The sequence below is a fragment of the Rhodanobacter sp. MP7CTX1 genome, from assembly GCF_014205795.1.
GTDB lineage: Bacteria > Pseudomonadota > Gammaproteobacteria > Xanthomonadales > Rhodanobacteraceae > Rhodanobacter.
Window position 1 is genome coordinate 43,544 of the sequence record NZ_JACHCN010000002.1, and the last position, 21,959, is coordinate 65,502.

Here is a 21,959-nt window from a genome sequence, read left to right on the forward strand (position 1 = left end):
TTATCGGTTAGTGCAGTTGAGTTCATTCCGGCGGGGCTTTGAACGACTGAAGTTCCAACCGCCTCGGGAAGTTTTTCGGCACCGCCAGGAAATACTTGAGAGCTCGCTGCGTCGATCCGGCATGCGCATGGGTATCAGCGCAGGAACGCAGCCCCGCCGCGACTCAGCGAAGATCGGGAGCAGCCCCGGATTTATCGGCAATCACGATCCGCTGACATGCGGAGTCGAGGCATTCACGCGGCCATACGCGAACTGACGGTTGGCATCAAGCTTGCTGACTACCCCATGGCAATGCCGGCGCGACGGAAAACCGTCGCCACGACATTGGCTTTGACACTGTCGAACAACCATAGGGAAACGCCACGATGTCATCGATCGCAACTCGGCAACGAGCGTACCGCGGTGATCCATGCGAGAGCTCTTTCGTGCTGTATCTGGAGCACATCCGTTGAGCACGCCCAGCAGGATCCCCCTGTTGGTAGCGCAGCTGCCCGATACCGATGCATTGATTCCTTATTTACGACAGATCGATGCCAATCGCTGGTATACCAACTTTGGCCCGTTGGCCATGCAGCTCGAGCAACGCTTCGCTGCGAGCTTTGCGCCGACACTGACCGCGCCGACCGCTATTACCGCAGCCAGCGGCACCGCCGGCCTCGAACTGGTGCTGGGTGCACTGGAGCTCCCGCCCGGATCCAGCGTACTGCTGCCGGCACTGACTTTCGTTGCCACCGCTACCGCGGTGATCCGTGCCGGCTATCAGCCACTGATCGGCGACGTCGACGCATCGACCTGGCTGCTTACGCCAGAGACCGCACGCGAATATGCCGCAAACCATCGCGTCGCTGCCGTGATGCCAGTGGCTACTTTCGGTAATCCACAGGATGTCGAAGCCTGGGATGCGTTCGTCGTCGACACCGGCATACCTGTCGTGATCGATGCCGCCGGCGCGTATGGTAATCAACGCATCGGCCGCTATTGCCATGTCGTTTTCAGCTTGCACGCGACCAAGGCGCTGGCCGCCGGCGAAGGCGGGCTGGTTGTGAGCTACGACACCGAGCTGGCCGCACGGGTACGTCGACTCAGCAATTTCGGCATTGACCTGGAGCGCGGCAGTCAGGTTTTTGTCGCCGGCGAAAACGGCAAGCTCAGCGAATACCATGCCGCCGTCGCGCATGCCGCACTGGATCAGTGGCCGGTCATGGTCGAACGGCGACGCGCCGTGCAGGCGCGCTATCACTACGTATTGCAGCGCCATTGCCCGGACCTGGGCATGCAGCGCCGGCCGGAGCATGGCATCTACCCCATCCTGGTCGGCCTGTTGCCACCCGGATTGCGCGCGGGCGACCTACAACCGCACCTGCTGTCTCGCGGCATAGAAACACGCCAGTGGTACTGCCCCACGCTGGACCGTCACCCGGCGTTCGCCGCATACGCCGCCGGCCCGCTGCCGGTAGCGCACGACCTGGCTGAACGGCTATTGGGACTGCCGTTCTTCATCGATATCGACGAGACGCAAATGCAACGCGTCGGCGCCGCGATGGCCGAGCTGGTTCCTGCTGAATCGACTGCCTGCGATTCAATCCGCGCTGAATTCAAGCATGAGGTACACGCATGAGCCTGATCAATCCAGCCTCGTTCGGCTTTCGCCAACTCGGCCGCAACGTGCGTATTTATTCTGGCGCCAAGATCATCGGCGCAGAATTCATCACGCTGGGCGACAACGTGATCATTGATGATTTCGTGCTGATCTATGCGCGGGCGCCGACGATCATCGGCAGCCACGTGCATATCGCTTCGTTCTGCTCGCTCGTCGGTGGTGGCGAGCTGCGCATAGGTGATTTCTGCTCATTGTCTTCGGGCGTGCGCGTGCTCACTGGCTCGGATGATTTCCTCGGCGGCGGCCTGACCAATTCGACTATCCCGACGGAATTTCGACACGTGACGCGCTCGCACGTACACATCGGTCGCCACGCGATGATCGGCGTCAATACCGTGCTGTTGCCAGGCGTCAGCATCGGCGAGGGCGCCGCGGTTGGCGCCGGCAGCTTGGTGAACCGCGAGCTGGCGCCATGGGGAGTCTATGTTGGCAGTCCCGCACGACAGCTTCGCGAGCGACCGAGCGAGCAGGTCCTCGCACAGGAAGTCGCGCTGCAAGCAGCCCACCCCTTTCAATGCATTGCATGAGCGCCTTCTTCGGCGCAATGCGTCGCCACGTCACTACTTGAAGAGTCATCCATGAGCGGACCGGAACCATCGATCCAGCAGATCCAGCAGATCCAGCTGTCGCAGGCACAACAACGCATCGAGCTGATGCAGCAATTCTTCAACGAGCACGGCCTGCGCGAGAAGGCACGCCTGCGCAGCGACGACCCGACTCGGCTGCAACGCATTCGCGCAAGCGCCGACTATGCCGCGGCTTATGCCGAGCAACCGCTGATCTCAATCATCGTGCCGACCTATAACCGGGCGAAGATCATTATCGAGCGCACCTTGCCCAGCGTATTGCGCCAGGAGTATTCCCACTGGGAGCTGTTGATCGTCGGTGACTGCATGGACGAAGCGCAGGCAGCATTGCTGCGCGATGCCGCCGCTACCGATCCACGCGTGCATTTCCACAATCTCAAGCGTCGCGGCAACTATCCGACGATGAAGGGACCCCTGTGGTATGTCGCGGGCACGAAGCCGATGAACTTCGGCCTGCGCTGCGCACGTGGTGCCTGGATCGCCCATCTAGACGACGATGACGAGTTCATGCCGGAGCATCTGTCGACACTGCTTCGCGCCGCACAAAACCAGCGCAGCGAATGGGCGCACAGCCAGGTGCGATTTATCGATGATCACGGCAACGAGCAGGGCCTGGTGGGTAGCGACATGCCCGCTCACGGCGTCATCTCGCGCATCGGTAGCCTCTATCACGCCGGGTTGAAGACGTTTCGCTACAACGCCGGCTGCTGGAAATACTTCTACCCAGGCGACTGGGACCTATGGGAACGCCTGTTGCAGATGGGTGTGAGTCACACCCATCTGCAACAGGCTACGGCGATCCACCACGGTGACTATTTTCGCAGCGACGTAGCCAGTGACACGAGCGGCCTGGCGATCAGTTTTGTGCCACGCGTACTCAGCCCGGCCGAACTCTATCGTCAGTGGCTGGAACCGATGCGACTGGGGAACACGCAGCTGAAGGTGCAGGAGACGCGCCAGGATCTGTGCCGGGTACATGTGGTGGTGATCGATGCCGTCGGCGATACGATCGGCCTGCAACGCAGCCTGTCCAGCTTGAGCGCACAGCAACATCGGCGACTCAGCATAAGCGTGCTGTCGGTCGACGACCCTACCCTCGCCCAGGGCATCGCGTTGCATCCGCTGCGTAACGACTGGACCGCGCAACTCAATGAGCTGGTGCGCGACAACCACGCCGAGTGGCTGCTTCCGCTGTACGCCGGCGACGAACTGGCTGAACACGCGCTGCTGCTGTTGGCCGAACGCGTTGCCGCACAGCCTGAACTGGCCTGTTGCTATGTGGATGAAGATCTCTGCGACAGCAATGGCTACGAGCAGCCTCTATTCAAACCCGACTTCAATCTCGACCTTCTGCGCAGCTATCCCTACATCGGGCGCACGCTGGCGATGAGCCGGGAGGCCCTGCTCGCACTGGATGGGCTGAACGCGGACTTCGATCAGCTTGCCCACTGCGACTTCATGTTCCGGGTGACCGAGCGCTACGGGTCGCCTGCCATCGGCCATATTGCAGAAGTGCTTTATCACGCCAGCCTGCCGTATCCGCAATGGCTGGCGTCGACCGCAGTGCAGAACCATTCGGCGGCGGTTGTCAGCGCGCATCTGCAGCGGCTCGAGATCGCGCATGACATGCTGCCGGGCCCGGTACCCGGCATGAATCGCGTGCGCTATCTGCATGCGCAGCAACCGCTGGTTTCGATCATTATCCCGACCCGCGATCAGATGCCCATACTCAATGGCCTGATCGACAGCCTGCTGGCCAAGACGAGCTACTTGAACTACGAGCTGCTGATCGTCGACAACGACAGCCAGGAGCCTGCCGCCTGCGCTTATCTGGACGGCATCGAGCGATTGCAGAGCGAGCAGCTGCGCGTACTGCGCTACCCACATCCGTTCAATTATTCGGCGATCAACAATTTCGCCGCCGCGCAGGCGCGCGGCGAGTACCTGATCCTGCTCAACAACGATACGGCGGTACTGCACGAGGACTGGATCGACGCGCTGCTCAATCACGCCCAGCGACCGGAGGTCGGCATTGTCGGCGCCAAGCTGCACTATCCGGATGGCCGCATCCAGCACGGAGGTGTGGTGCTTGGGCTGCGCGGCCCCGCTGATCATCCTTTCAACGGTGAAGCGATGGATGCCACCGGATACATGCACAGGCTGCAGGTGGATCAGAACTACACTGCCGTCACCGCCGCCTGCCTGATGATCCGCAAGTCGGTCTACGACGATTTGGGTGGCCTGGACGAGCAGGACTTCAAGGTCTCCTACAACGACGTGGACCTGTGCCTCAAGGCGCATCGGGCTGGCTACCTGACGGTGTGGACACCGTATGCGCGACTCCTGCATCTGGGCAGCGTCAGTCAGGCCAACGTCGACAAGACGGCGCAAGAAGCCAAGCAAAAGCGCTTCCAGAGCGAGCAGCAAGCGATGTACCGCAAGTGGCTGCCGCTGCTGGCGCGCGACCCGGCATATAACCACAACCTCAGCCTGGATGGCCACGGCTTCGACCTCGACCAGCGTCGAAGTGTGGCCTGGCAGCCCTTCAGCAAGCCCTCGGCGCCGCGCATCTACGGCGTGGCCGCCGATGCCAATGGCTGTGGACATTACCGGGTGCGCCAGCCACTGCTGTCGATGCAACGCGAGGATATTGCCGAGGGTGTCATCGCCGATGCGCATCTCACGCCAATCTACATGGAGCGCTTCGCACCCGACACTATCGTCCTGCAGCGCCAGCTGACCGATGAACAGCTCAACATCATGCGCGGCTACAAGGACTTCGTCGGCGCATTCAAAGTTTACGAGCTGGACGACTACCTTCCTCAAGTGCCGATCAAAAGCGCGTTCCACAAGACCATGCCCAAGGATGTGCTCAAGGTGATTCGCAAAGCCGTCGCGATGACCGATCGCTTCGTCGTCTCCACTGAGGCGCTGGCCGAGCAATTCGCCGGCCTGCACGAAGATATCCGGGTGGTCCCCAACCGATTGCCCGTCAATTGGTGGGGGGATGTCAGTAGCCAGCGTCGAACCAGCAAGAAGCCGCGCGTTGGCTGGGGCGGCGGAGCGAGTCATCGTGGTGATCTGGAACTCATCGCCGAAGTGGTCCGCGACTTGGCCGACGAAGTCGAATGGGTATTCTTCGGCATGTGCCCGGACAAGCTGCGTCCCTATGTGCACGAGTTTCATCCGGGCGTCCCCATCGAGGAATACCCGGCCAAGCTGGCGTCGCTCAACCTCGACCTTGCGCTGGCTCCGCTGGAAGCAAATATCTTCAATGCCTGCAAAAGCAACCTGCGCCTGCTTGAGTACGGGGCCTGCGGATTTCCCGTCATCTGCAGCGACATCGTCTGCTATCAGAACGAGCTGCCAGTGACCCGGGTGAAGAACCGCTACAAGGATTGGATGACTTCGATCCGCATGCACCTGGACGACATGGACGCCACGGCCAAATCCGGCAACGCATTGCGCGACGCAGTACGTCGGGACTGGATGCTGACGCAAGACAAGCTGCTCGACTGGCGCAGCGCCTGGCTTCCGAGCTAAGCGAGGGGCTCGCATCGAGAGCAAAAATTAGCCCCGGCGTATCGCTACGCCGGGGCTTTTTCTCTAGGAGCGACACGCGAACTGAGCCGCCATTTGCATGACTATCAATGTATGTAGTTGAACAGGGTCAGTCCCTGGACCTTGGCAAACACCTGCTGCGATGCCTGAAGTGCGGTCGATTGCAGCGAAAGGTTGCTGATCGCCGTGGCCATGTCCACGTTTTGCACATCCGACAGCGCGCTTTGGTACGTCACGCTGAGTCCGGAGTCGCTGGTCTGCTGATCTTGCAACGTGTCCATCCGGCTACCCACCGAAACCTGCGTGCTGTTGACGCTGCTCATCGCCTGATTGAGCGACTCGAGCTGACGGTTCATGGTGTTGACGAACGCGGTGGAACTGCCGCCACTCTGCAGCGCGCTGATCATATTGTTGAGCGTGGTGAATACGTCCTGGTTATTCGAGCCGGTATCGGCCTGCACGTTCATCGTGTCGCCCGCCGCCGGGGTACCGCTCATGGTGACCGAGACGCCGTTGAAACTGATGCTGCCGCCGTCCTGATAGGTACCGGTGATCGGGTTGCCGCTGGCGTCAGTGACCGGATTGCCGGCACTGTCTGTCACTGCGTACGTGCCGCCGGCTCCAAACGTGATCGTGTCGTTGACTGGTCCGGCGGCGTTCGCCGCACTCCAGGCACTGGTATCGGTCACGCTGTTGGCACCCACGACCAACGTGCCGGTGTTGCTGGCGGGGGCAGTCGCCACGAACGAGCCGTTGCCCGCGGCAAGATTCATGAACACCGAGCTGCCGGGATCGGCATTGGCCACCTGCAGGCCCTCCCCGATCGACGTATACGCTTGCTGGTCATTGCCGGCGTAACTGACGGACCCATTGGCGCTCTGCACGAACGGCGTGGTCGTCGTACTGGTGCCCGCAAACAGCGCCATGCCATTGGCATCGCTGGTGTTGGCCAATTGCACCAGCGAGTTACGCATCTGCGTCAACTGGGTCGCCATATCGCTCATATCGCCGGACGACATCGAGCCATTGATGGACCCCAAAGCAAGGTCGTTCACGCCGTTGAGCAAGTTGCTGACGGAGCTCAGAGTGTTGGTCTCGGTCGACAACCGAGTATTGGCGCTGCCGATGTTGTTCGCGAACCCGGTGTTTTCCGCCAGGATATGGTTGAGCCCGACAATCTGCGATGCGCCGACCGGATTGTCGGACGCGACGTTGATGGCCTTGCTGGAGCTGACCTGGTTCTGGGTGTTGGCGAGCTCCGCCTCCTGGTTCAACATGGTGTTCAGCGATTGCTGGTACATCCAGCTCGTCGAGATACGCATCATGATTAGCCGTCCTGTAACGCAGTGATCAGACTGGTGAAAAGCTGCTGCGCGGTGGAGATCACCTGCGCCGAGGCCTGATAGGCCTGTTGAAACTGCACCAGGTTCGCGGCTTCCTGATTGATGTTGACGCCTGCGACGCTCTGCTGACTGCTTTGCGCCTGGTTGAATAGATTGGTCTGTGTGGTCAGGTCGGAGGCAGCCTGACTACCAGCGGTTCCGATCTGCGTCGTGAGGTTCGCGTAGCTGTTCACGATCGACGTCTTTCCGCCATTGAGCACACCGACATCGGACAGTCCCGCCAGCGACAGCGCGTTCGAGTTGCCATTGAGTCCGTTGGTGTTGGCCGCCACGCTGAAACTGTCGCCACTGGCGGGGGTACCGCTCAGGGTCAGGCTCCAACCATCGGCGGTAATCGGCTGACCGGCGGTAAACGTACCGGTCGTTGTATTGCCGTTGCCATCGGTAACGGTATAGGCACCGCCCGCACCAAACTTCACGCTGGCACCGGCAAGCAGGTTGGCGTTCGTCGCATTGCTGACGCTGATCGAACCGACCTTGCCCGTTCCGGTATTCGCGCTGGCGGCCGTCGCCGTCAACGCGGATGCGGCTGCAATGCCGTTGGGATCGGTCATGCTTACCGTCAGCGAGTTGGCAGCGTTGCGGGTGGGTTGGATCTCGTAGCTGTCACCCTTTTGCGCCGTGCCGGAGACACCGAAAGTCAAACCATCGGCCGATAGCGAGCCGTCGGGATTGGCCGTCAACGGTACGCTTTGCCCACCCGTCGTGCTCAGACTCCAACCGTTGGTGCCGGTGCCGGTTCCGGTGTAGCTCAAAATGTAATCGGAGCTGGTCAGCTGGGAAACGTCGCTGACCGATGCTGTTACCGTTGCCCCGCCTGTCGAGTTGTTGCTCGACGGCAGCACGGCTGGCAAGCCCACGCTGAAAATCGGTTGACCCTGCTTGCCATTCAGATCCAGCCCCTGTGCCTGCTGCCCGTTGACGCTGGAGGCGAGTGCGATCGCCGACTGGCCCAGCGCATTCTGCGCCGGTTCGAGAACGTTGCTGCGATAGTTGATCAGCGCACCCAGCGTGCCACCGGTGAGCTGCGATGTGATGTCGTTGCCGGCGCTGTCGAAAACGTCGGTACTGGTCGGATCGTACTGATTGCTTCCCGCCGACAGTGCGTAGGATTGCGTGCCGCTGACCAAGGCCTGGCCGGCGGTCGTATAGACGCTGACCGAGCCATTGCTCTCGGTCACCGCGGACATGCCGGTGAGTCCAGCGAGCTGTTGCACCAGGTTGTCGCGCTGATCGAGCAGACTGTTCGGCGTGCCGCTGGGGTTGGCTTGGCCAATCTGACCGTTGAGTGTCGCGATTTGTGAGGCCAGGTTGTTGATGCTGGTAACGGTACCGCCGATCTGACTGTTGACCGACGCCGACTGCTGGGTAAGCTGCTGGCCGAGCGTGTTGTATACGCTTGCCACGGAAGTAGCGCCGCCAAGAGTCGCCGAGCGCGTGGATGCCGCACTCGGCGAACTGGCGACGCTGCTGAAGCCACCGTAGAAATTGTCCAGCGCGGTCTGCAGATTGCCACTGTTGCTCAACAAGCTGTTGAGCGTGCCGGTCAGACTGCCCATGGTGGTCGCACCCTGCAGGCTGGACGTGCTGCTCCACACGGCGGTGGTCAGGAATTGGCTGTAGGCACGCTGCACGCCAAGCACGTCCACGCCGCTGCCGATGGTGAACTGGCCACCGCGTTGCGAGATGGCCTCGCTCTGATTCACGCTCTCGTCGCTATAGCCAGGAGTACTGGCATTGGCGATGTTGTTGCTGACCGTGCTCAGCGCGACCTGCGCCGCGTTGATCCCGGAGATGCCGATACTGAGCATGCTGGACATGGAGCATTCCTTTTAAACTTAAGCTTCGGGCGTACCGATGGCATGGGCCATCTCAGGGTTTCGGCACGGAAGTCGCGTTCTTGAGCGCATCCAGCGCCTGGCGCATCATCGGGCTGTTCGCGATCGCGGCCAGCTTGGTCGCATAGTCCGGATCGGTGGCGTAACCGCCGTCCACCAATGCCCATGCATAGCCGAGCACGTCGTCACCGCGGCCAATCGCGTGTGCATAGCGGGGATCCTTGCCGATCAGATCGGCATAGTCGGCCAGCGAATCACCCGGTGAGCTATAGGATCGGAACTGCGCCTGCTTGCGCACGGCAATCCCATCCTGATACTCCACCGTGGGCACACTGACCTTGGACCCACCCCAGCTGCCGCTGGCCTTGATGCCGAACAAGTTGAAGCTGCTGCTGCCATCCGGATGCGTGGGCATGTGTTTGCCCCACTGCGTCTCCAGCGCGGCCTGGGCCAGCACGGCGCGCAACGACAAGCCCAGGTGTTTGGCCACAACGCTGGCCTGTGGTGCCAGCTCGCGCACAAATTGCTCCGCGTCGTCCGGCAACCACGCCAACAAGGCGCGACCTGCCGAGCGCGTCGCATCAGCGACCTCATGCAACCGTTGCCGCCAGCCGTCCACCAGACCGACCGCACTCGGATCGACCATTCCCTGTTTGGTAGCGCCGATCTGTCCACCGTGGCTGCCAAGCTGACGCACCAGCAGATCGGCGATACCCAGACCCTTGCCGTGCTGGGAAAGATTGAGCGACAGCTGCTGGTCGAACATGTCGCGCCATTCATTGCCGGCCTGGCTATCGAACATGGAATCGCCAAAGCTGGCGTTGGCGTCTCGCATCGACTTCAACATCATCTGGGTGAAGATCGATTCGAATTGTTTGGCCACCGCGGGCAACGTGGCGTTGCTGTCGGATTCGGCCTGATGACGCAGGGCACCGAACCCGGACAGGTCAGTCCAGGTGCTTAAGCTTTGCGCACCCGCCTGGACCACGTCGGCCATCAGATCACCACCAGCTCGGCATGCAGCGCGCCGGCTTGTTTGAGCGCCTGCAGAATCGAAATCAGATCATTCGGCGTGGCACCGACCTGATTCACCGCGCGCACGATCGAATCGAGGCTGACCCCGGGGCCGAACTTGAACATGTGCCCACCGTCCTGGCTGATCGTCACATTACTCTCGGGCACGACCGTGGTCTGGCCTTTGCTGAAAGCCGCCGGCTGGCTCACCTGCGGCTGCTCGCTGATGGTGACCTGGATCGAGCCATGCGCCACCGCGGCAGCGGTAACCCGCACATCCGAACCGATGACTACCGTGCCCGTGCGTGAATTGACCACCACCCGTGCGGGCACGTCACCGGGCTGAACATCCAGCGATTCGATCGCGCCAAGCCACTCGACGCGCTGAGCGGGATCGGTCGGTCCGCGCACGGACACCGAACCTCCGTCCACCGCATGCGCCGTACCCGAACCATAGAGATGATTGATCGCGTCGGCGATGCGTCCGACGGTGATGTAGTCAGCGGTATTCAGATCCAGAACCATATCGCCGGCCGTGCCGAACGAGGAAACCACTGCGCGCTCGACCGTCGCGCCGTTGGGCACGCGGCCACTCGCGGTGATATTGATTTGCACGCTGGAACCGCTCTTGCCTTGTGCGCTGACACCACCGACGACCACGCTACCCTGCGCCATCGCGTAAACGTTGCCATCGGCACCGCGCAGCGGCGCCATCAGCAATTCGCCACCACGGATGCTCTTGGCATTGCCGATCGATGCCACGGTGACATCGATGGCCTGACCCGGCTTGGCAAACGGTGGCAGTTCGGCCGTGATCGTCACCGCCGCGACGTTTTTAAGCTGCGGCTGAATGGTGGTCGGTACCGAGACACCGAACTGCTTGAGCATGTTTTCCAGGCTCTGCGTGGTAAACGGTGCCTGGGTGGTCTGATCGCCCGTGCCGTCGAGGCCGACAACCAGCCCATAGCCGATCAGCTGGTTGCTGCGCACGCCGGCGACTTGCACCAGATCGCGAACCTTGTCCGCATGCGCCTGCGGGATCAGCGCCAGCGTTGATACCAGCACGGCGAATAGCGCGCTGACCGACGATCGCTTCCAGCACCGGGCGATCATCAGTAAGGCATCCACTTGGAATTGAAAAAGCGCGACAGCCAGCCTTGCGTATTGGCGTCAGCCAGAGTGCCGCGGCCGGTGTACGCGATCCGCGCATCGGCGACGCGCGTGGAGTCCACGGAGTTGTCCTGCTCGATGTCCTGCGCTCGCACGATGCCGGAAATGCGCACCAGCTCCTGGCCTTGATTGATCGTCAGCCACTTCTCGCCGCGCACCAGCAGGTTGCCATTGGAAAGACGCTGCGCCACCGTCACTGTGAGTTGACCGCTCAACTGATTGCTTTGCGTACTGCTGCCGGCGCCGTCGAAACTGTTTGCTGCGTTCGCGGTGGTGTCGGCTGCCTTGCCACCGTGAATGCTCAGCGAATGGCCCAGGATCTGCGGTGCGCCAATCTGGTTCTTGTCGGTCTTGCTGGTACTGGTTTCGGACTTCTTGCTGGCCTGGGTGCTTTCGACCAGGTTGATCGTGAGAATGTCGCCGATGCGATGCGCGCGCGCGTCCGCAAACAATTCCATGTTCTGCATGTCGTGGTAGATCGCACCATCGGTCTGCGTTGCCACAGGCGGCTCCGCCGGTGGTGTGGCCGCCCAATCGGCGTCGTCGTGTTTTGGCTGCATCGCGCATCCGGCCAGCGCGGCAAAAGCCAGCGCCAGGGCGACACGCGTGCATAGGGACAGATATTGCATGATGGAGCTCAGGTCTTGTTGATGACGAACTGCAACATGTCGTCGACGGCACTGATCGACTTGGAGTTCATCTCATAGGTGCGCTGTGCTTCGATCATGTTGACCATCTCCTCCACCACGTTGGTATTGGAGGATTCCAGCGACCCCTGCGACAAGGTTCCCATGCCGTTGACGCCGGGTTGCCCGGTTTGCGCCGTGCCGCTGGACTCGGTTTCCAGATAAAGGTTCTGGCCCATTGACTGCAGCCCTGCCGGATTGATGAAGTTGGCCAGCTGCAATACACCGATCTGGGTCGACGTGGTCGAACCATTGCTGGTCGCAGTAACCGTGCCATCGGTGCCAATGGTGATCTTGCCGACATTCGTCGGCAGCGTGATCGCCGGGACCAGCGCATAGCCGTCAGCCGTGACCAGCTGCCCGGTCGAATCCTGATGCAGCGAACCGTCGCGGGAAAATGCCACGGTTCCATCCGGCAGACTCACCTGCAAAAATCCGTTGCCCTGCACTGCGACATCCAGCGCGTTGCCTGTCTGCGTGATCGCGCCCTGGGTAAAGAGTTTCTCGCTGCCGACCACTTTCACGCCGGTGCCCAGCAACAGACCCGTAGGCGACTGGGTCTGCTCGGTGGTCTGACTGCCTGGCTGGCCTTCGTTCTGATAAATCAGATCCTGAAACGACGCGCGCGACGACTTGAAGCCGGTCGTACTGGCATTGGCCAGGTTGTTCGAAATGACGTCCATCTGAGTCTGCTGTGCATCCAGGCCCGTCTTGGCAATCCATAGAGAGGAAAACATTGCTTACTCCTAAATCTTGGGTGCAGAGCGACCGGGATCAGCTGGTCTGCAAAAGTTTCATGCTGTCATCGGAATCGTCTTCAGCCGTCTTGATCGAACGCACCTGCATTTCGTACTGACGCGATAACGAAATCATCTTCACCAGCTCCGAAGATGGATTGACGTTGCTTGCCTCCAGCGCACCCGGCGCCAACGACACGCTGGGATCTGTATCGGCCTGACCGCCGTCCGCCAGATGCATCAGCCCATCCGCGCCTTCGGTCAGCTGCGTGGGATCGGGGTTCACCAGCTTGATTTGACCGACTGCCGCGATCGTATTGGGACCCTCGCCCATCGGCACGGTGGAGATCGTGCCGTCGCTGCCGATGCTGATCTGTGCACTGTCGGGCACGGTGATCGGCCCTCCACCGCCCTGAACCGGATTGCCGCGACCGTCGGTCAGACTTCCGTCGGAGCCGAGCTGCAAATTGCCTGCTCGCGTGTAAGCCTCACTGCCGTCGGCTGCCTGCACTGCAATCCAGCCGGGCCCGTTGACCGCAACGTCCAGTGAGCGACCGGTCTGCTGGATCGCGCCCGGCGAATAGTCCTTGCCAACGCCCTGGGCTACCGCGTTGATGCGGGTCGCCGCGCCGGCCCCGAGGACCGGCATGCTCTGGAAGGCGCTGAGCGCGCTTTTGAAACCCACGGTCGATGCATTGGCCAGATCGTGGCTCACTGCATCCTGCGCACGCATGGTCTGCGTGGCGCCGGTCATCGCGATGTATACGGAGCGATCCATGGCTATCGATTAGTGGTTCACGGCCTGAATCAGCGTTTGGGCCAGCGAGTCGCTGGTACTCAACATCTGCGAATTCGCCTCATAGTCCTGTTGCGCCTGGATCATGTCGACCAGCTGCGCCGTGGTATCGGATGTATTGGAGGTTTCCAGCGCACCGGACTGAATGTTGGTGCTCCCGAATGTACCGGTACCGGCGGTGCCCATGATCGCGTTACCCGATGCACCGGTGGCGGCCCAGGTTGTGTTGCCGAGCTGGCTCAGGCCCTGCGGATCGGCAAAGTTGGCCATCGCCACCTGACCGATCTGACTGCTCTGGAAATTGGAGTAGTACGCCGTCACTACGCCGTCGGGTCCGATGTCCACATTCGACAGCGTGCCCGCCTGGAAACCATTTTGAGTGGTTGGACCTGCCGAGAATGCGGTACCGAACTGGGTGGTGTTGGCCAGGTTGACCGTCATCGTGGCGGGGAAGGTGGCGCCATTGGTCGGCTGCACCGGTGTGAACACAAGATTGCCGCCGGCTGGAGTGGCCATGACGCCGGACGAATTGAACGTGACCGCCTGCGAGCCAGCACTCTGGCCATCGACATAGAGATTCGCGTTCCACGTGTTGTTGCCGGTTTTGACGTAGTACACCGTCGCCTGGTGTGAACCGCCCTGCGAGTCGTAGATCGTCAGGGGCGTGGCGTTGGTATAGCTTTGCGAATCACTCGGATTGAACGGTGCGTCGGCCGGCAATGCTGCACTGGCCGGCAGGTTGGCGCTCATGGTGATGGTGCTGGTTGCGGTGGCGCTGCTCTGCGCGGTGTTGAGCTGAAGATTGGTCAGCGTGCTCGTATCGAAACCGCCCGCCCCGTTCGGCGGATAGACCTGCAAATTCGAACCATCAGCAGTCACCACGGTGCCGTTGGGATCCTGATGGAATGCACCGTCACGCGTGTATTGCGGACCACTGCCATTGTTGATCGTGAAGAAGCCATCGCCGCTGATGGCCAGATCAAGACTGTTGCTGGTTGTTTCGATGTCACCTTGAGTGAACTGCTGCGCGACTTTGGTCAGTTCGGCGCCGCTACCGATCGCGGTTGCGCTCAGGTTGAGGCCGGTGACCGCAAAGATATCCGCGAACTGCGCAGTCGAGCCTTTAAAACCCACCGTGCCGGCGTTCGCGATATTGTTGGCGATCACGTTGAGATCGGACTGAGCCGCATTGATACCGCTGAGCGCCTGATTGAGAGCCATGCTGGATTCCTCGAAAAGTAAGTGCGGACAGAGCCGACGTCAGTTGATCTGCGCGACCTGGCTTAGCGGCACGCCGCCAATCCCGGCCACCTGTAAATAAGTGCCTGTGCTGCTGCCGCCGTAGCCGACGCCAGTGACCGAACCGGCGACATAGGTCGAGAGCGCAGCACTGTTGCCACCGTTATTCGCCGTGACGCTATAGGTGCCGGCCGGCAGCTGCTTGCCGCTGCTGTCGGTGCCGTTCCAGCTGAAGGGGGACAGGCCGGCCTGTTGCGTGCCCAGATCCATGGTCTGAACCACATTGCCATTGGCGTCCTCGATCGATACCTGCACATCGCCGGGGCTGGTGACATTCACCGCGCCATTCACGGCGCTGCCGCTGTAGCTGAGACTGCTCGACGGCACGAGGACCTGGCGCCCCACAAGGTTGGCCGAATTCAATACCTGCGATGTCTGCATCCCGCTGCTCACGTTGCCGCTCAACGTCTGCAGATCGGTGTCGATATTCTGCGTTGCGGACAACTGACTGAACTGCGCCAACTCCGAGGCAAACTGCGAGTTGTCCATCGGCTTGGTCGGATCCTGCGCCTGCAGCTGCGTGGTCATCAGCTGCAAAAAGTCCGCCTGGGTCATCTGCGCGCCCGATGAGGGAGCACTGGTGACGTTCGTGCTTCCCGAGAGGGTGGGAGCGTTGGCGCTGGTAGCGTTGATGGTGGTCATGTGCGATTCCTTGAATTAGCTACCGAGTTCGATGGTCTTGAGCGCCAGCTGCTTGGCGCTGTTCATCACTTCGACGTTGTTCTGATACGAACGCGACGCGGAAATCATGTTGACCAGCTCGTCGATCGGATTGACGTTGCTGCCGTATACGGTGCCGCTGGCATCGGCCATCGGATTGCCGGGCTCGTAATGGGTTTCCACCGGCTGCTGGCTTTCGGTCACGCCAAGCATGCGCACGCCGTTGGTGCCCTCGTCGGCGTCCTGCGTCATCGAGCCTTCCTGCACGCCCTGCGTCGGTGCAAACAACAGCTCCTTCGCGCGATACGCAGAGTCGGGGCTGTTGCTGACGCTGTCGGCGTTGGCAAGATTGCTGGCCACTGTGTTGAGGCGCAGCGATTGCGCGGCCATGCCGGAACCCGCAGTATCGAAAATCTTCATCAACGACATCAGTTGTTTCCTCCGGTGATGGCCAGACGCAAGGTCTGAATCGTGCTGTTGATGAAGCTCAGACTGGCCTGGTAGTGCACGGTATTGGCGGCGAAGGCGGCCTGCTCGACCTGGGTGTCGACCGTGTTGCCGTCCATACTTGGTTGCATCGGCACGCGATACTTGAGCTGATCGGCGTCACTGCCGGCAGCTCCGATCTGACCGGCACTCGGAGTGCTCAGCGCGAGCTGACTCGACTCACCGCTGGCCTGTTGCAGTGCGCTGCGGAAGTCCACGTCGCGCGCCTGATAGCCGGGTGTGTCTGCGTTGGCCAGATTCGAGGCAATAACTTCCGAACGGCGCTGCCATAAGGCGAGTGCCTGAGCGTTCAGTCCGAACACGCTGTCGGTGGTATTGGTCACTACAAGCTCCCTGCGGCAATAGCTGCCTGAGGGGTCGGGAGCAAGTTACATGCCATCGCCAAACACACGGGCGAATCAGCGCCGCAGTGGCGCCAGAGCGCGCTCGGCCGCGCGCCGCACCCGCATCTGATGACGTTATGTCGACGCCTCGGGACGAAATCCCGACGTGTCTAAGACCGGAAATCCGACGTCAATTTGTTGACAGCTCCAGCAATTCCAAAACGGTTTGCGCCAGCAGATCGGGTTGGAATTTCGCGATGAAACGATCCGCGCCGACCTCCCGCACGATCGCCTCGTTGAAGACACCACTCAATGAGCTATGCAGCACCACTTTCAGACGACGCAGCGCGGGCTCCTCGCGGATCGCACGCGTCAACGCGTAACCGTCCATCCGTGGCATTTCGATATCCGACACCACCAGCTTGATGCCGCCATCGGCCGGGCCGCTCGCCAGCTCCATCAGGCGATCGAATGCTTCATGCCCGTCTTGCGCGATGACGCAGTCGAGCTGCATCTGCTTGAACAAGCTCACCAGCCGCTGACGCGCCACCAGCGAATCGTCCACGACCATGATTCGGCGCGGCGTGATCGTGCGTTGCTCCGCGGCCTGTTGCAGCTGCGTCGAGATCTCCACGACCGAGCCATCAATACTGGCCAGCACCTGCTCCACATCGATCACCGCCATCAGCTGGCCATCAATGCGCGTGACCGCGCTGACTCGATGGCCGTAACCCAGCGCACCGGCCGGCGACTCCAGCGACTCACCCGTGCAGTGCACGATGCGCTGGAAATCGGCGACCAGAAAACCCTGTACCGAACGACTGAACTCGGTCACCACCAGGTGTGCCGAGTCCACCGACGTCAGGGGCGGGTAACCCATGGCCACGCCCAGGTCGATCACCGGTATTGTCTTGCCACGATAGTCGCAGCTGCCCGCCAGCAACTTGTGTGCGCCAGGCATGCGCTCCAGCGGCGGCTTGCGCAGTACCTCGCGCACTTTGAATACGTTGATGCCAAACAGCTGGGCATCGCCCAGACGAAACAGCAGCATCGCCACCCGATTGTGCCCGGCAAGCCGGGTATGGCTTTCCACGCTTTGCAGCAACTGTGCGGCGGCCATGTTTTTTCCTCGATGCGATCCGTCGCGACTAATGCGACTCATCGCACGCTATCGGCCGCGCCATGCGCCGACTTGAGGCTGCCGGCTTTGATCCCTCCCCTATGCGCCTCGCGATTTGCGCCTGCCACTGCAGGATCGGCCATGGCATGTGCCTTGCTTACTCAAGTTTATGCGCTTCCAGACGATCTCTATGGGAGCCGACCTTCAAGGAATTGTCTTGCTTATGAGCCTGATTCGCAGCCAGCATCTGGCCGCCCTGATACAAGCTGCCCTCGCTGGAAACGATGCCCAGCTGGCGGCGTTGAGTCGCAAGCATCCCAGCGCCGCAAGCGCGCTGGCGCCCCTGTTGGCGCGATTGGCGCCCCGCCCACCGGCATCCGTGGCGCTGCAATCGCTGGAGCAGCAGAGTCTGGTGCTGACCAATGCACAGGCACTTAATCGCGAGCAGGCCGCGCTGGAGCAATCCGCTGGCGAGAGCCGCGAGGGCGTCGGTCGCTTGACGGACGGCAGTGCCGGGATCTCGACGGCCCTGCAACAGGTACAGGTTGGCATCGAAGCGGCCAGCAAGGCCGGCGAACACAGCCAGGCCACCGTGAGCGAGTTGAATGGCCAACTGCGACTGCTGCGCAGCGCGCTGTCGGCAATGAACCACAACCAGAGTCATCTCGCCGAGCAAGTCGCACAGATTCGCGACCTGACCACGAGTGTGCAGGAAATCGCCCATCAGACCAATCTTGTCGCGCTCAATGCGGCGATCGAAGCGGCACGTGCTGGCGAGGCCGGTCGCGGCTTCGCCGTCGTCGCCGACGAGGTCAAGCAGCTCGCCGAGAAAACTTCGCAGGCTACCGCCGAAATCGAGAAAGTGACCGGCTCCATCGGCGAGTTCTCGCTACATATGGATGGTGACGTGCAGCTTGGCCTGCAACGATTGGAACGCGCCCAGACGGGCATCGTTACCGCGGAAGCATCCTTGAATCAGGGGCGCGAGGCACTGCAGGGTGCCGGTGGACGCCTGCGCTCGCTGTGCGAGAACCAGGACGGCCTGCAGGTTCGCGCCACCACGATTCAAGCATCGCTTGGCGCGCTGCAACGTCGCGCCAACGAAGCGCTTCGCCATGGCGAAGCACTCAATCGTGCAGCGGTGCTGGCACACCGGCTCTGTCTGAGCTGGCTGGAAAGCGAAAGTGGCGACGACATCGCCAGCCTCAGCCTGACCGTGCGCGAGTCCGTGCAGGGCTTGCGCCACGGCATGGAGCTGGCACTGCGAGAACCCACCGCGCTGGACCGCCGATGGTTCGACACGGATGCACTGCAGCGTAGCCTCGGTCGACTTGCCGCACGCCATAGCAATCATCCGGCCAATCTGAGCTTGCGCGAATCCGCTGCCCGCCTGCATGAGCAGGGCACCGCCTTCCTCGAGCTGCTCGGCAACGGCCAGCTCGATCAGGCTGCACAGATGTCCAGCAAGTTCGAGAGCGAGCGTGAGGCGATCAACACGCACCTCGCCAGCATGCTGGCCGACAACCGCCCATGAAACGGCGTGTATTCACCGCCTTGCTGCTGGCATCCACCGCGGCAACGGCCGCTTCGATGGCCGCGTCTGATACGGCCACGGACTTGCGTGCCGTCGCCGAGCAGGCGGTGCGCGCGCAATATGGCCAGGCCGGCAGCCGGGTGGTGATCGTGCCGGAGAAACTTAACCCGCACCTGCGCCTGGCACCCTGCCCGCAAGCCTTGCAGGCACGCCTGCCGTCGCGTCAGGGCGCGACCACACGGGTCGCCGTGTCGGTCATCTGCCCCGGTAACGGCGGCTGGGTGATCCAGGTCCCCGTGCAAATGCAGGTCTACCGGCAGGTATTGGTAACTGTTCGACCGCTGGCTCGAGGCGACAGTATCGGGCTGGGCGACGTCCATACCGAGGAGCGTGACATCACCCACCTGGCCTATGGCTATGTCGACAGTCTGGACCAGCTCGCCGGCCGGTCGCTGGCGCGGCCGTTAAGCTCGGGCTCGGTGCTGGAGCCTGGTCAACTCAACGGCCGCGAGGTGGTGCGTGCCGGAGATCAGGTGCAATTGATCGCCCAGCTCGATGGCATCGAAGTACGTACTGCCGGCTTGGCGCTGGACGGTGGCGACACCGGGGCGCGCCTGCGTGTGCGCAACACTCATTCGGGCCTTGTGGTGGCCGGAGTGGTGCTGGGAGCCGATGAAGTAAAGGCGTTACCTTAACTTTTGATAAAAAAGCATACTAAGTGGCCTCAACGACCTTAAAGTTTTAGGTAGACACGCCGATATCCCATTACAGGGCTCATCGCACAAGAGAATCCCACGCCTATGAACACGACTATTTCACCCAACGGATTGCCCGCGCTACCGCAGGCGAAGACCAACCAGGGTAGCAACGGCAGTCAGGCCGGCTCGACCGTCGCCGGCGGCTCGTCTGCGGCGCAGGCCGACGACAGCGTCAAACTGACCGACTCGGCGCGCGCGCTGCAGCAAGCCAGCAGCACGAATGCGCAAAGCCCGGTCGATACCGCCCGTGTCGAGCAGATTCGCAAATCGCTTACTGACGGTACCTACAGTGTCGACGCCGGCAAGATTGCCGACCGTCTCACCTCGCTCGAAAGCCAGATCAACGGCACGCCATGAACGCGCCGCTGCAGGCCGAACTCGACACCACCCTGCGCACCGTCGTGGACGAGATGAGCGCGGCCACCGCACAGCTGGTCATCGTGCTGGACGAGGAACGCGAAGCGCTCAACAGCGCCGATGCCAGCGCACTGAATCGCGCGGGGGAGGCCAAGCAAATGCTGATGCGCCGACTCGAACAACTCGATGCCGAGCGCCTGCATATCGTTGCCACGTCGGCGCATGCTGCGCAGGAAGTTCAGCCCGCCTGGGGCGATCTTCTCAAGACATTGACGACCTGCAGGGACAAAAATCAACGCAACGGCGCGCTGGTCGGCCGGCGACTGTCCCAGGTGCGTCGGGCGCTTTCCGTGTTGACGGGGAGCGGCAACGACACTGGCATCTACAGCCACAGCGGAGAACTTCGCGCCGGACATCGTTCGCTGCCGCTGGCCGAAGCCTGATACGACGCTACCCAAGATCGTGCGACGGTGGCGGCCGAGCCTTTGCCACCCCCTGAAAACGCAATGCAGCCGCCCGCGCCCGACGAAGAACAATGAACACAATCTCAGCTACAACGACGTCCAGCGACGCCACCACCATCCTGCTCGGCGATACGCACCTGCCGGTGGTGCGCAGCCCGATGCTGGACAAGAGCGGCCAGCTGTTCGCTTATGAATTGATGTTTCACCGCGACGAGCTGGAGCCGGACGCAGAAGCAGCCCTCATGCGGCGCCTGCTTTCCACCATCACCGATGGCGTGATGGCCCGGCTGGTTCGCGGTAACCGCGCATTCCTTCGACTGCCGCGCGATCTGTTGATCGAGCAGATCGATGTGCTGGCGCACCATCCGCGCCTGGGCATCATCATTGATCCGACCAGCATTCACGACACCGAACTGCTGGAGCAACTGGCGCTACGCAATTGCTCGCTGTTGCTCGACCTCAGCGAGCTCGATGCGAACACCGATGAACCCTACGGCAATCTTGAACCACTGCTGGCCATGGCCAAATACGTGCGTCTGGATGCCGGTGCGCTCGATGCCGCTACGCTCGCTCTGCGCAGCGCACAATTGCATGCGCGTGGTCTGGGCGTCATCGCCGGATTCGTGGACGATCACGAGATCTACCACCGCTGCAAACCACTCGCCTTGCAGGCCGTGCAGGGACGTTATCTGCTGTTGCCCGAACAGATCGTAGCGCCGGTCCTCACGCCCAACCGCATGAACCTGCTGCGGCTGATGAACGCGCTGCAGGAGAACAATCCGGGTCCGGTCGAACTGGGCGAGATCGTCCGCGACGACGCGGTACTGAGCTACAAGCTGCTCGGCTGCGTCAACTCCGCCTATTTCGCACTGCCGCGACAGCTCAAATCCATTCAGCAGGCGGCGATCTTTTTCGGCGTGGCGCGCATGCGCAACTGGATCTACGCGATGGCGCTGAGCGGCATGAACGACCGGCCGCCCGAGCTGCTGCGCGCCGCGCTTATTCGCGCCCACATGTGCGAAAAGCTGGCACAGGGCATGTCCGCCAACTATCAGGAAATGGCGTTCATGACGGGCCTGTTGTCTCTGCTGGATACGTTGATGTGCGCTCCGATGGAGCTCGTGCTGAGCCATCTGCCACTCGCGCCCGAGATCACTGAGGCCCTGGTGGGAGGCCGCGGCCCGTTCGCACCTCTGCTTGAACAGATCTATATCTGGGAAGCGGGTGAACTGGGTGCAACCAATGTGCAGCCGCAGAACATCCTGAGGATGGCCACGGTCTACCTTGAAGCGACGCAGTGGGCCGACCAGGTCTACAACTTCGCCGATCAGCGCGCGTACTGATCTACCTACCATCGCCCAGGGTTATTGAAGCCGGGAGCTGACACATCACGCGCGCTCCCCGGAGTCCTGCGTGGGTTCATCCGGACGCTGCCCACGAAACACCCGCAACGTCACCCGCATAGCGCGCGCGATTGCGGCCTGC

20 protein-coding genes are annotated in these 21,959 nt (G+C 61.7%); 8 read left to right on the top strand and 12 right to left on the bottom strand.

The genetic code is table 11. The annotated features are described in order from the left end of the window. Positions 1 to 448: 448 nt before the first annotated feature. Genes HDE77_RS02890 through HDE77_RS02900 form a run of 3 tightly spaced genes read left to right on the top strand, consistent with a single transcriptional unit; the run spans position 449 to position 5,790 of the window. On the top strand, positions 449 to 1,618 hold the full coding sequence (locus tag HDE77_RS02890) for a DegT/DnrJ/EryC1/StrS family aminotransferase (protein ID WP_221444096.1): 1,170 nt from the start codon (positions 449 to 451) through the stop codon (positions 1,616 to 1,618). Next, complete coding sequence (locus HDE77_RS02895; RefSeq protein WP_184415660.1) at positions 1,615 to 2,187, top strand: acyltransferase; 573 nt, start codon at positions 1,615 to 1,617, stop codon at positions 2,185 to 2,187. Before HDE77_RS02890 ends, HDE77_RS02895 begins: the two co-directional genes overlap by 4 nt. 51 nt (positions 2,188 to 2,238) lie before the next feature. Further along, entirely contained in the window at positions 2,239 to 5,790 is a 3,552-nt protein-coding gene (locus HDE77_RS02900; RefSeq protein ID WP_184415661.1) for a glycosyltransferase, read from the top strand. A 104-nt stretch (positions 5,791 to 5,894) separates the two neighbouring features. Here HDE77_RS02900 and flgL read toward each other — a convergent pair whose 3' ends face one another. The 12 genes from flgL to HDE77_RS02960 all read right to left on the bottom strand — a co-directional run bounded on the left by flgL (position 5,895) and on the right by HDE77_RS02960 (position 17,361). Beyond that, entirely contained in the window at positions 5,895 to 7,133 is a 1,239-nt protein-coding gene (gene flgL, locus HDE77_RS02905) for a flagellar hook-associated protein FlgL (RefSeq protein WP_255482517.1), read from the bottom strand. Between the two features lie 2 nt (positions 7,134 to 7,135). Further along, positions 7,136 to 9,031: a flagellar hook-associated protein FlgK gene (gene flgK / locus HDE77_RS02910; protein WP_184415662.1), complete on the bottom strand. Its 1,896-nt coding sequence runs from the start codon at positions 9,029 to 9,031 to the stop codon at positions 7,136 to 7,138. 52 nt (positions 9,032 to 9,083) lie between these two features. After that, entirely contained in the window at positions 9,084 to 10,046 is a 963-nt protein-coding gene (gene flgJ, locus HDE77_RS02915; protein WP_184415663.1) for a flagellar assembly peptidoglycan hydrolase FlgJ, read from the bottom strand. Next, positions 10,046 to 11,176: a flagellar basal body P-ring protein FlgI gene (locus HDE77_RS02920; RefSeq protein WP_184415664.1), complete on the bottom strand. Its 1,131-nt coding sequence runs from the start codon at positions 11,174 to 11,176 to the stop codon at positions 10,046 to 10,048. Before HDE77_RS02920 ends, flgJ begins: the two co-directional genes overlap by 1 nt. Further along, positions 11,176 to 11,862: a flagellar basal body L-ring protein FlgH gene (gene flgH / locus HDE77_RS02925; RefSeq protein ID WP_184415665.1), complete on the bottom strand. Its 687-nt coding sequence runs from the start codon at positions 11,860 to 11,862 to the stop codon at positions 11,176 to 11,178. Before flgH ends, HDE77_RS02920 begins: the two co-directional genes overlap by 1 nt. Positions 11,863 to 11,870: 8 nt before the next feature. Then, positions 11,871 to 12,656, bottom strand: coding sequence for a flagellar basal-body rod protein FlgG (flgG, locus tag HDE77_RS02930; protein WP_184415666.1), 786 nt, complete (start codon positions 12,654 to 12,656; stop codon positions 11,871 to 11,873). A 37-nt stretch (positions 12,657 to 12,693) separates the two neighbouring features. Next, positions 12,694 to 13,434, bottom strand: coding sequence for a flagellar basal-body rod protein FlgF (gene flgF / locus HDE77_RS02935; protein WP_184415667.1), 741 nt, complete (start codon positions 13,432 to 13,434; stop codon positions 12,694 to 12,696). A gap of 9 nt (positions 13,435 to 13,443) precedes the next feature. Next, the gene (gene flgE, locus HDE77_RS02940; protein ID WP_184415668.1) at positions 13,444 to 14,673 is read right to left on the bottom strand and encodes a flagellar hook protein FlgE; all 1,230 of its coding nucleotides are present in this window, start codon (positions 14,671 to 14,673) and stop codon (positions 13,444 to 13,446) included. Positions 14,674 to 14,712: 39 nt separating this feature from the next. Next, positions 14,713 to 15,393, bottom strand: coding sequence for a FlgD immunoglobulin-like domain containing protein (locus HDE77_RS02945; RefSeq protein WP_184415669.1), 681 nt, complete (start codon positions 15,391 to 15,393; stop codon positions 14,713 to 14,715). Positions 15,394 to 15,408: 15 nt separating this feature from the next. After that, positions 15,409 to 15,840: a flagellar basal body rod protein FlgC gene (gene flgC / locus HDE77_RS02950; RefSeq protein ID WP_184415670.1), complete on the bottom strand. Its 432-nt coding sequence runs from the start codon at positions 15,838 to 15,840 to the stop codon at positions 15,409 to 15,411. After that, positions 15,840 to 16,241 (bottom strand): flagellar basal body rod protein FlgB, encoded by a 402-nt coding sequence (flgB, locus tag HDE77_RS02955; protein WP_184415671.1) that lies wholly within the window; start codon positions 16,239 to 16,241, stop codon positions 15,840 to 15,842. Before flgB ends, flgC begins: the two co-directional genes overlap by 1 nt. A 190-nt stretch (positions 16,242 to 16,431) precedes the next feature. Beyond that, positions 16,432 to 17,361: a chemotaxis protein gene (locus HDE77_RS02960; protein WP_184415672.1), complete on the bottom strand. Its 930-nt coding sequence runs from the start codon at positions 17,359 to 17,361 to the stop codon at positions 16,432 to 16,434. 223 nt (positions 17,362 to 17,584) lie between these two features. Between HDE77_RS02960 and HDE77_RS02965 the strand changes: the two genes are divergently transcribed. The 5 genes from HDE77_RS02965 to HDE77_RS02985 all read left to right on the top strand — a co-directional run bounded on the left by HDE77_RS02965 (position 17,585) and on the right by HDE77_RS02985 (position 21,817). Then, a complete protein-coding gene (locus HDE77_RS02965) occupies positions 17,585 to 18,895 on the top strand; it encodes a methyl-accepting chemotaxis protein (protein ID WP_184415673.1) in 1,311 nt (436 codons plus the stop codon). Then, positions 18,892 to 19,590: a flagellar basal body P-ring formation chaperone FlgA gene (gene flgA / locus HDE77_RS02970; RefSeq protein ID WP_184415674.1), complete on the top strand. Its 699-nt coding sequence runs from the start codon at positions 18,892 to 18,894 to the stop codon at positions 19,588 to 19,590. The genes HDE77_RS02965 and flgA overlap by 4 nt, the downstream gene beginning before the upstream one ends. A 105-nt stretch (positions 19,591 to 19,695) precedes the next feature. Beyond that, complete coding sequence (gene flgM / locus HDE77_RS02975) at positions 19,696 to 20,010, top strand: flagellar biosynthesis anti-sigma factor FlgM (RefSeq protein WP_184415675.1); 315 nt, start codon at positions 19,696 to 19,698, stop codon at positions 20,008 to 20,010. Further along, positions 20,007 to 20,453 (top strand): flagellar protein FlgN, encoded by a 447-nt coding sequence (locus tag HDE77_RS02980; RefSeq protein WP_184415676.1) that lies wholly within the window; start codon positions 20,007 to 20,009, stop codon positions 20,451 to 20,453. Before flgM ends, HDE77_RS02980 begins: the two co-directional genes overlap by 4 nt. A gap of 92 nt (positions 20,454 to 20,545) precedes the next feature. Further along, a complete protein-coding gene (locus HDE77_RS02985; RefSeq protein WP_184415677.1) occupies positions 20,546 to 21,817 on the top strand; it encodes an HDOD domain-containing protein in 1,272 nt (423 codons plus the stop codon). The last annotated feature ends 142 nt before the right edge of the window (positions 21,818 to 21,959 follow it).

Coding starts and splice junctions, on each gene's coding strand:
- HDE77_RS02960 (WP_184415672.1), bottom strand. CDS start 17,361: ATGGCCGCCGCACAGTTGCTGCAAAGCGTGGAAAGCCATACCCGGCTT.
- flgA (WP_184415674.1), top strand. CDS start 18,892: ATGAAACGGCGTGTATTCACCGCCTTGCTGCTGGCATCCACCGCGGCA.
- flgC (WP_184415670.1), bottom strand. CDS start 15,840: ATGTCGTTGATGAAGATTTTCGATACTGCGGGTTCCGGCATGGCCGCG.
- HDE77_RS02920 (WP_184415664.1), bottom strand. CDS start 11,176: ATGATCGCCCGGTGCTGGAAGCGATCGTCGGTCAGCGCGCTATTCGCC.
- flgE (WP_184415668.1), bottom strand. CDS start 14,673: ATGGCTCTCAATCAGGCGCTCAGCGGTATCAATGCGGCTCAGTCCGAT.
- flgL (WP_255482517.1), bottom strand. CDS start 7,133: ATGATGCGTATCTCGACGAGCTGGATGTACCAGCAATCGCTGAACACC.
- flgM (WP_184415675.1), top strand. CDS start 19,696: ATGAACACGACTATTTCACCCAACGGATTGCCCGCGCTACCGCAGGCG.
- HDE77_RS02895 (WP_184415660.1), top strand. CDS start 1,615: ATGAGCCTGATCAATCCAGCCTCGTTCGGCTTTCGCCAACTCGGCCGC.
- flgH (WP_184415665.1), bottom strand. CDS start 11,862: ATGCAATATCTGTCCCTATGCACGCGTGTCGCCCTGGCGCTGGCTTTT.
- HDE77_RS02980 (WP_184415676.1), top strand. CDS start 20,007: ATGAACGCGCCGCTGCAGGCCGAACTCGACACCACCCTGCGCACCGTC.
- flgK (WP_184415662.1), bottom strand. CDS start 9,031: ATGTCCAGCATGCTCAGTATCGGCATCTCCGGGATCAACGCGGCGCAG.
- HDE77_RS02900 (WP_184415661.1), top strand. CDS start 2,239: ATGAGCGGACCGGAACCATCGATCCAGCAGATCCAGCAGATCCAGCTG.
- HDE77_RS02965 (WP_184415673.1), top strand. CDS start 17,585: ATGAGCCTGATTCGCAGCCAGCATCTGGCCGCCCTGATACAAGCTGCC.
- HDE77_RS02945 (WP_184415669.1), bottom strand. CDS start 15,393: ATGACCACCATCAACGCTACCAGCGCCAACGCTCCCACCCTCTCGGGA.
- HDE77_RS02985 (WP_184415677.1), top strand. CDS start 20,546: ATGAACACAATCTCAGCTACAACGACGTCCAGCGACGCCACCACCATC.
- flgJ (WP_184415663.1), bottom strand. CDS start 10,046: ATGGCCGACGTGGTCCAGGCGGGTGCGCAAAGCTTAAGCACCTGGACT.
- flgF (WP_184415667.1), bottom strand. CDS start 13,434: ATGGATCGCTCCGTATACATCGCGATGACCGGCGCCACGCAGACCATG.
- flgG (WP_184415666.1), bottom strand. CDS start 12,656: ATGTTTTCCTCTCTATGGATTGCCAAGACGGGCCTGGATGCACAGCAG.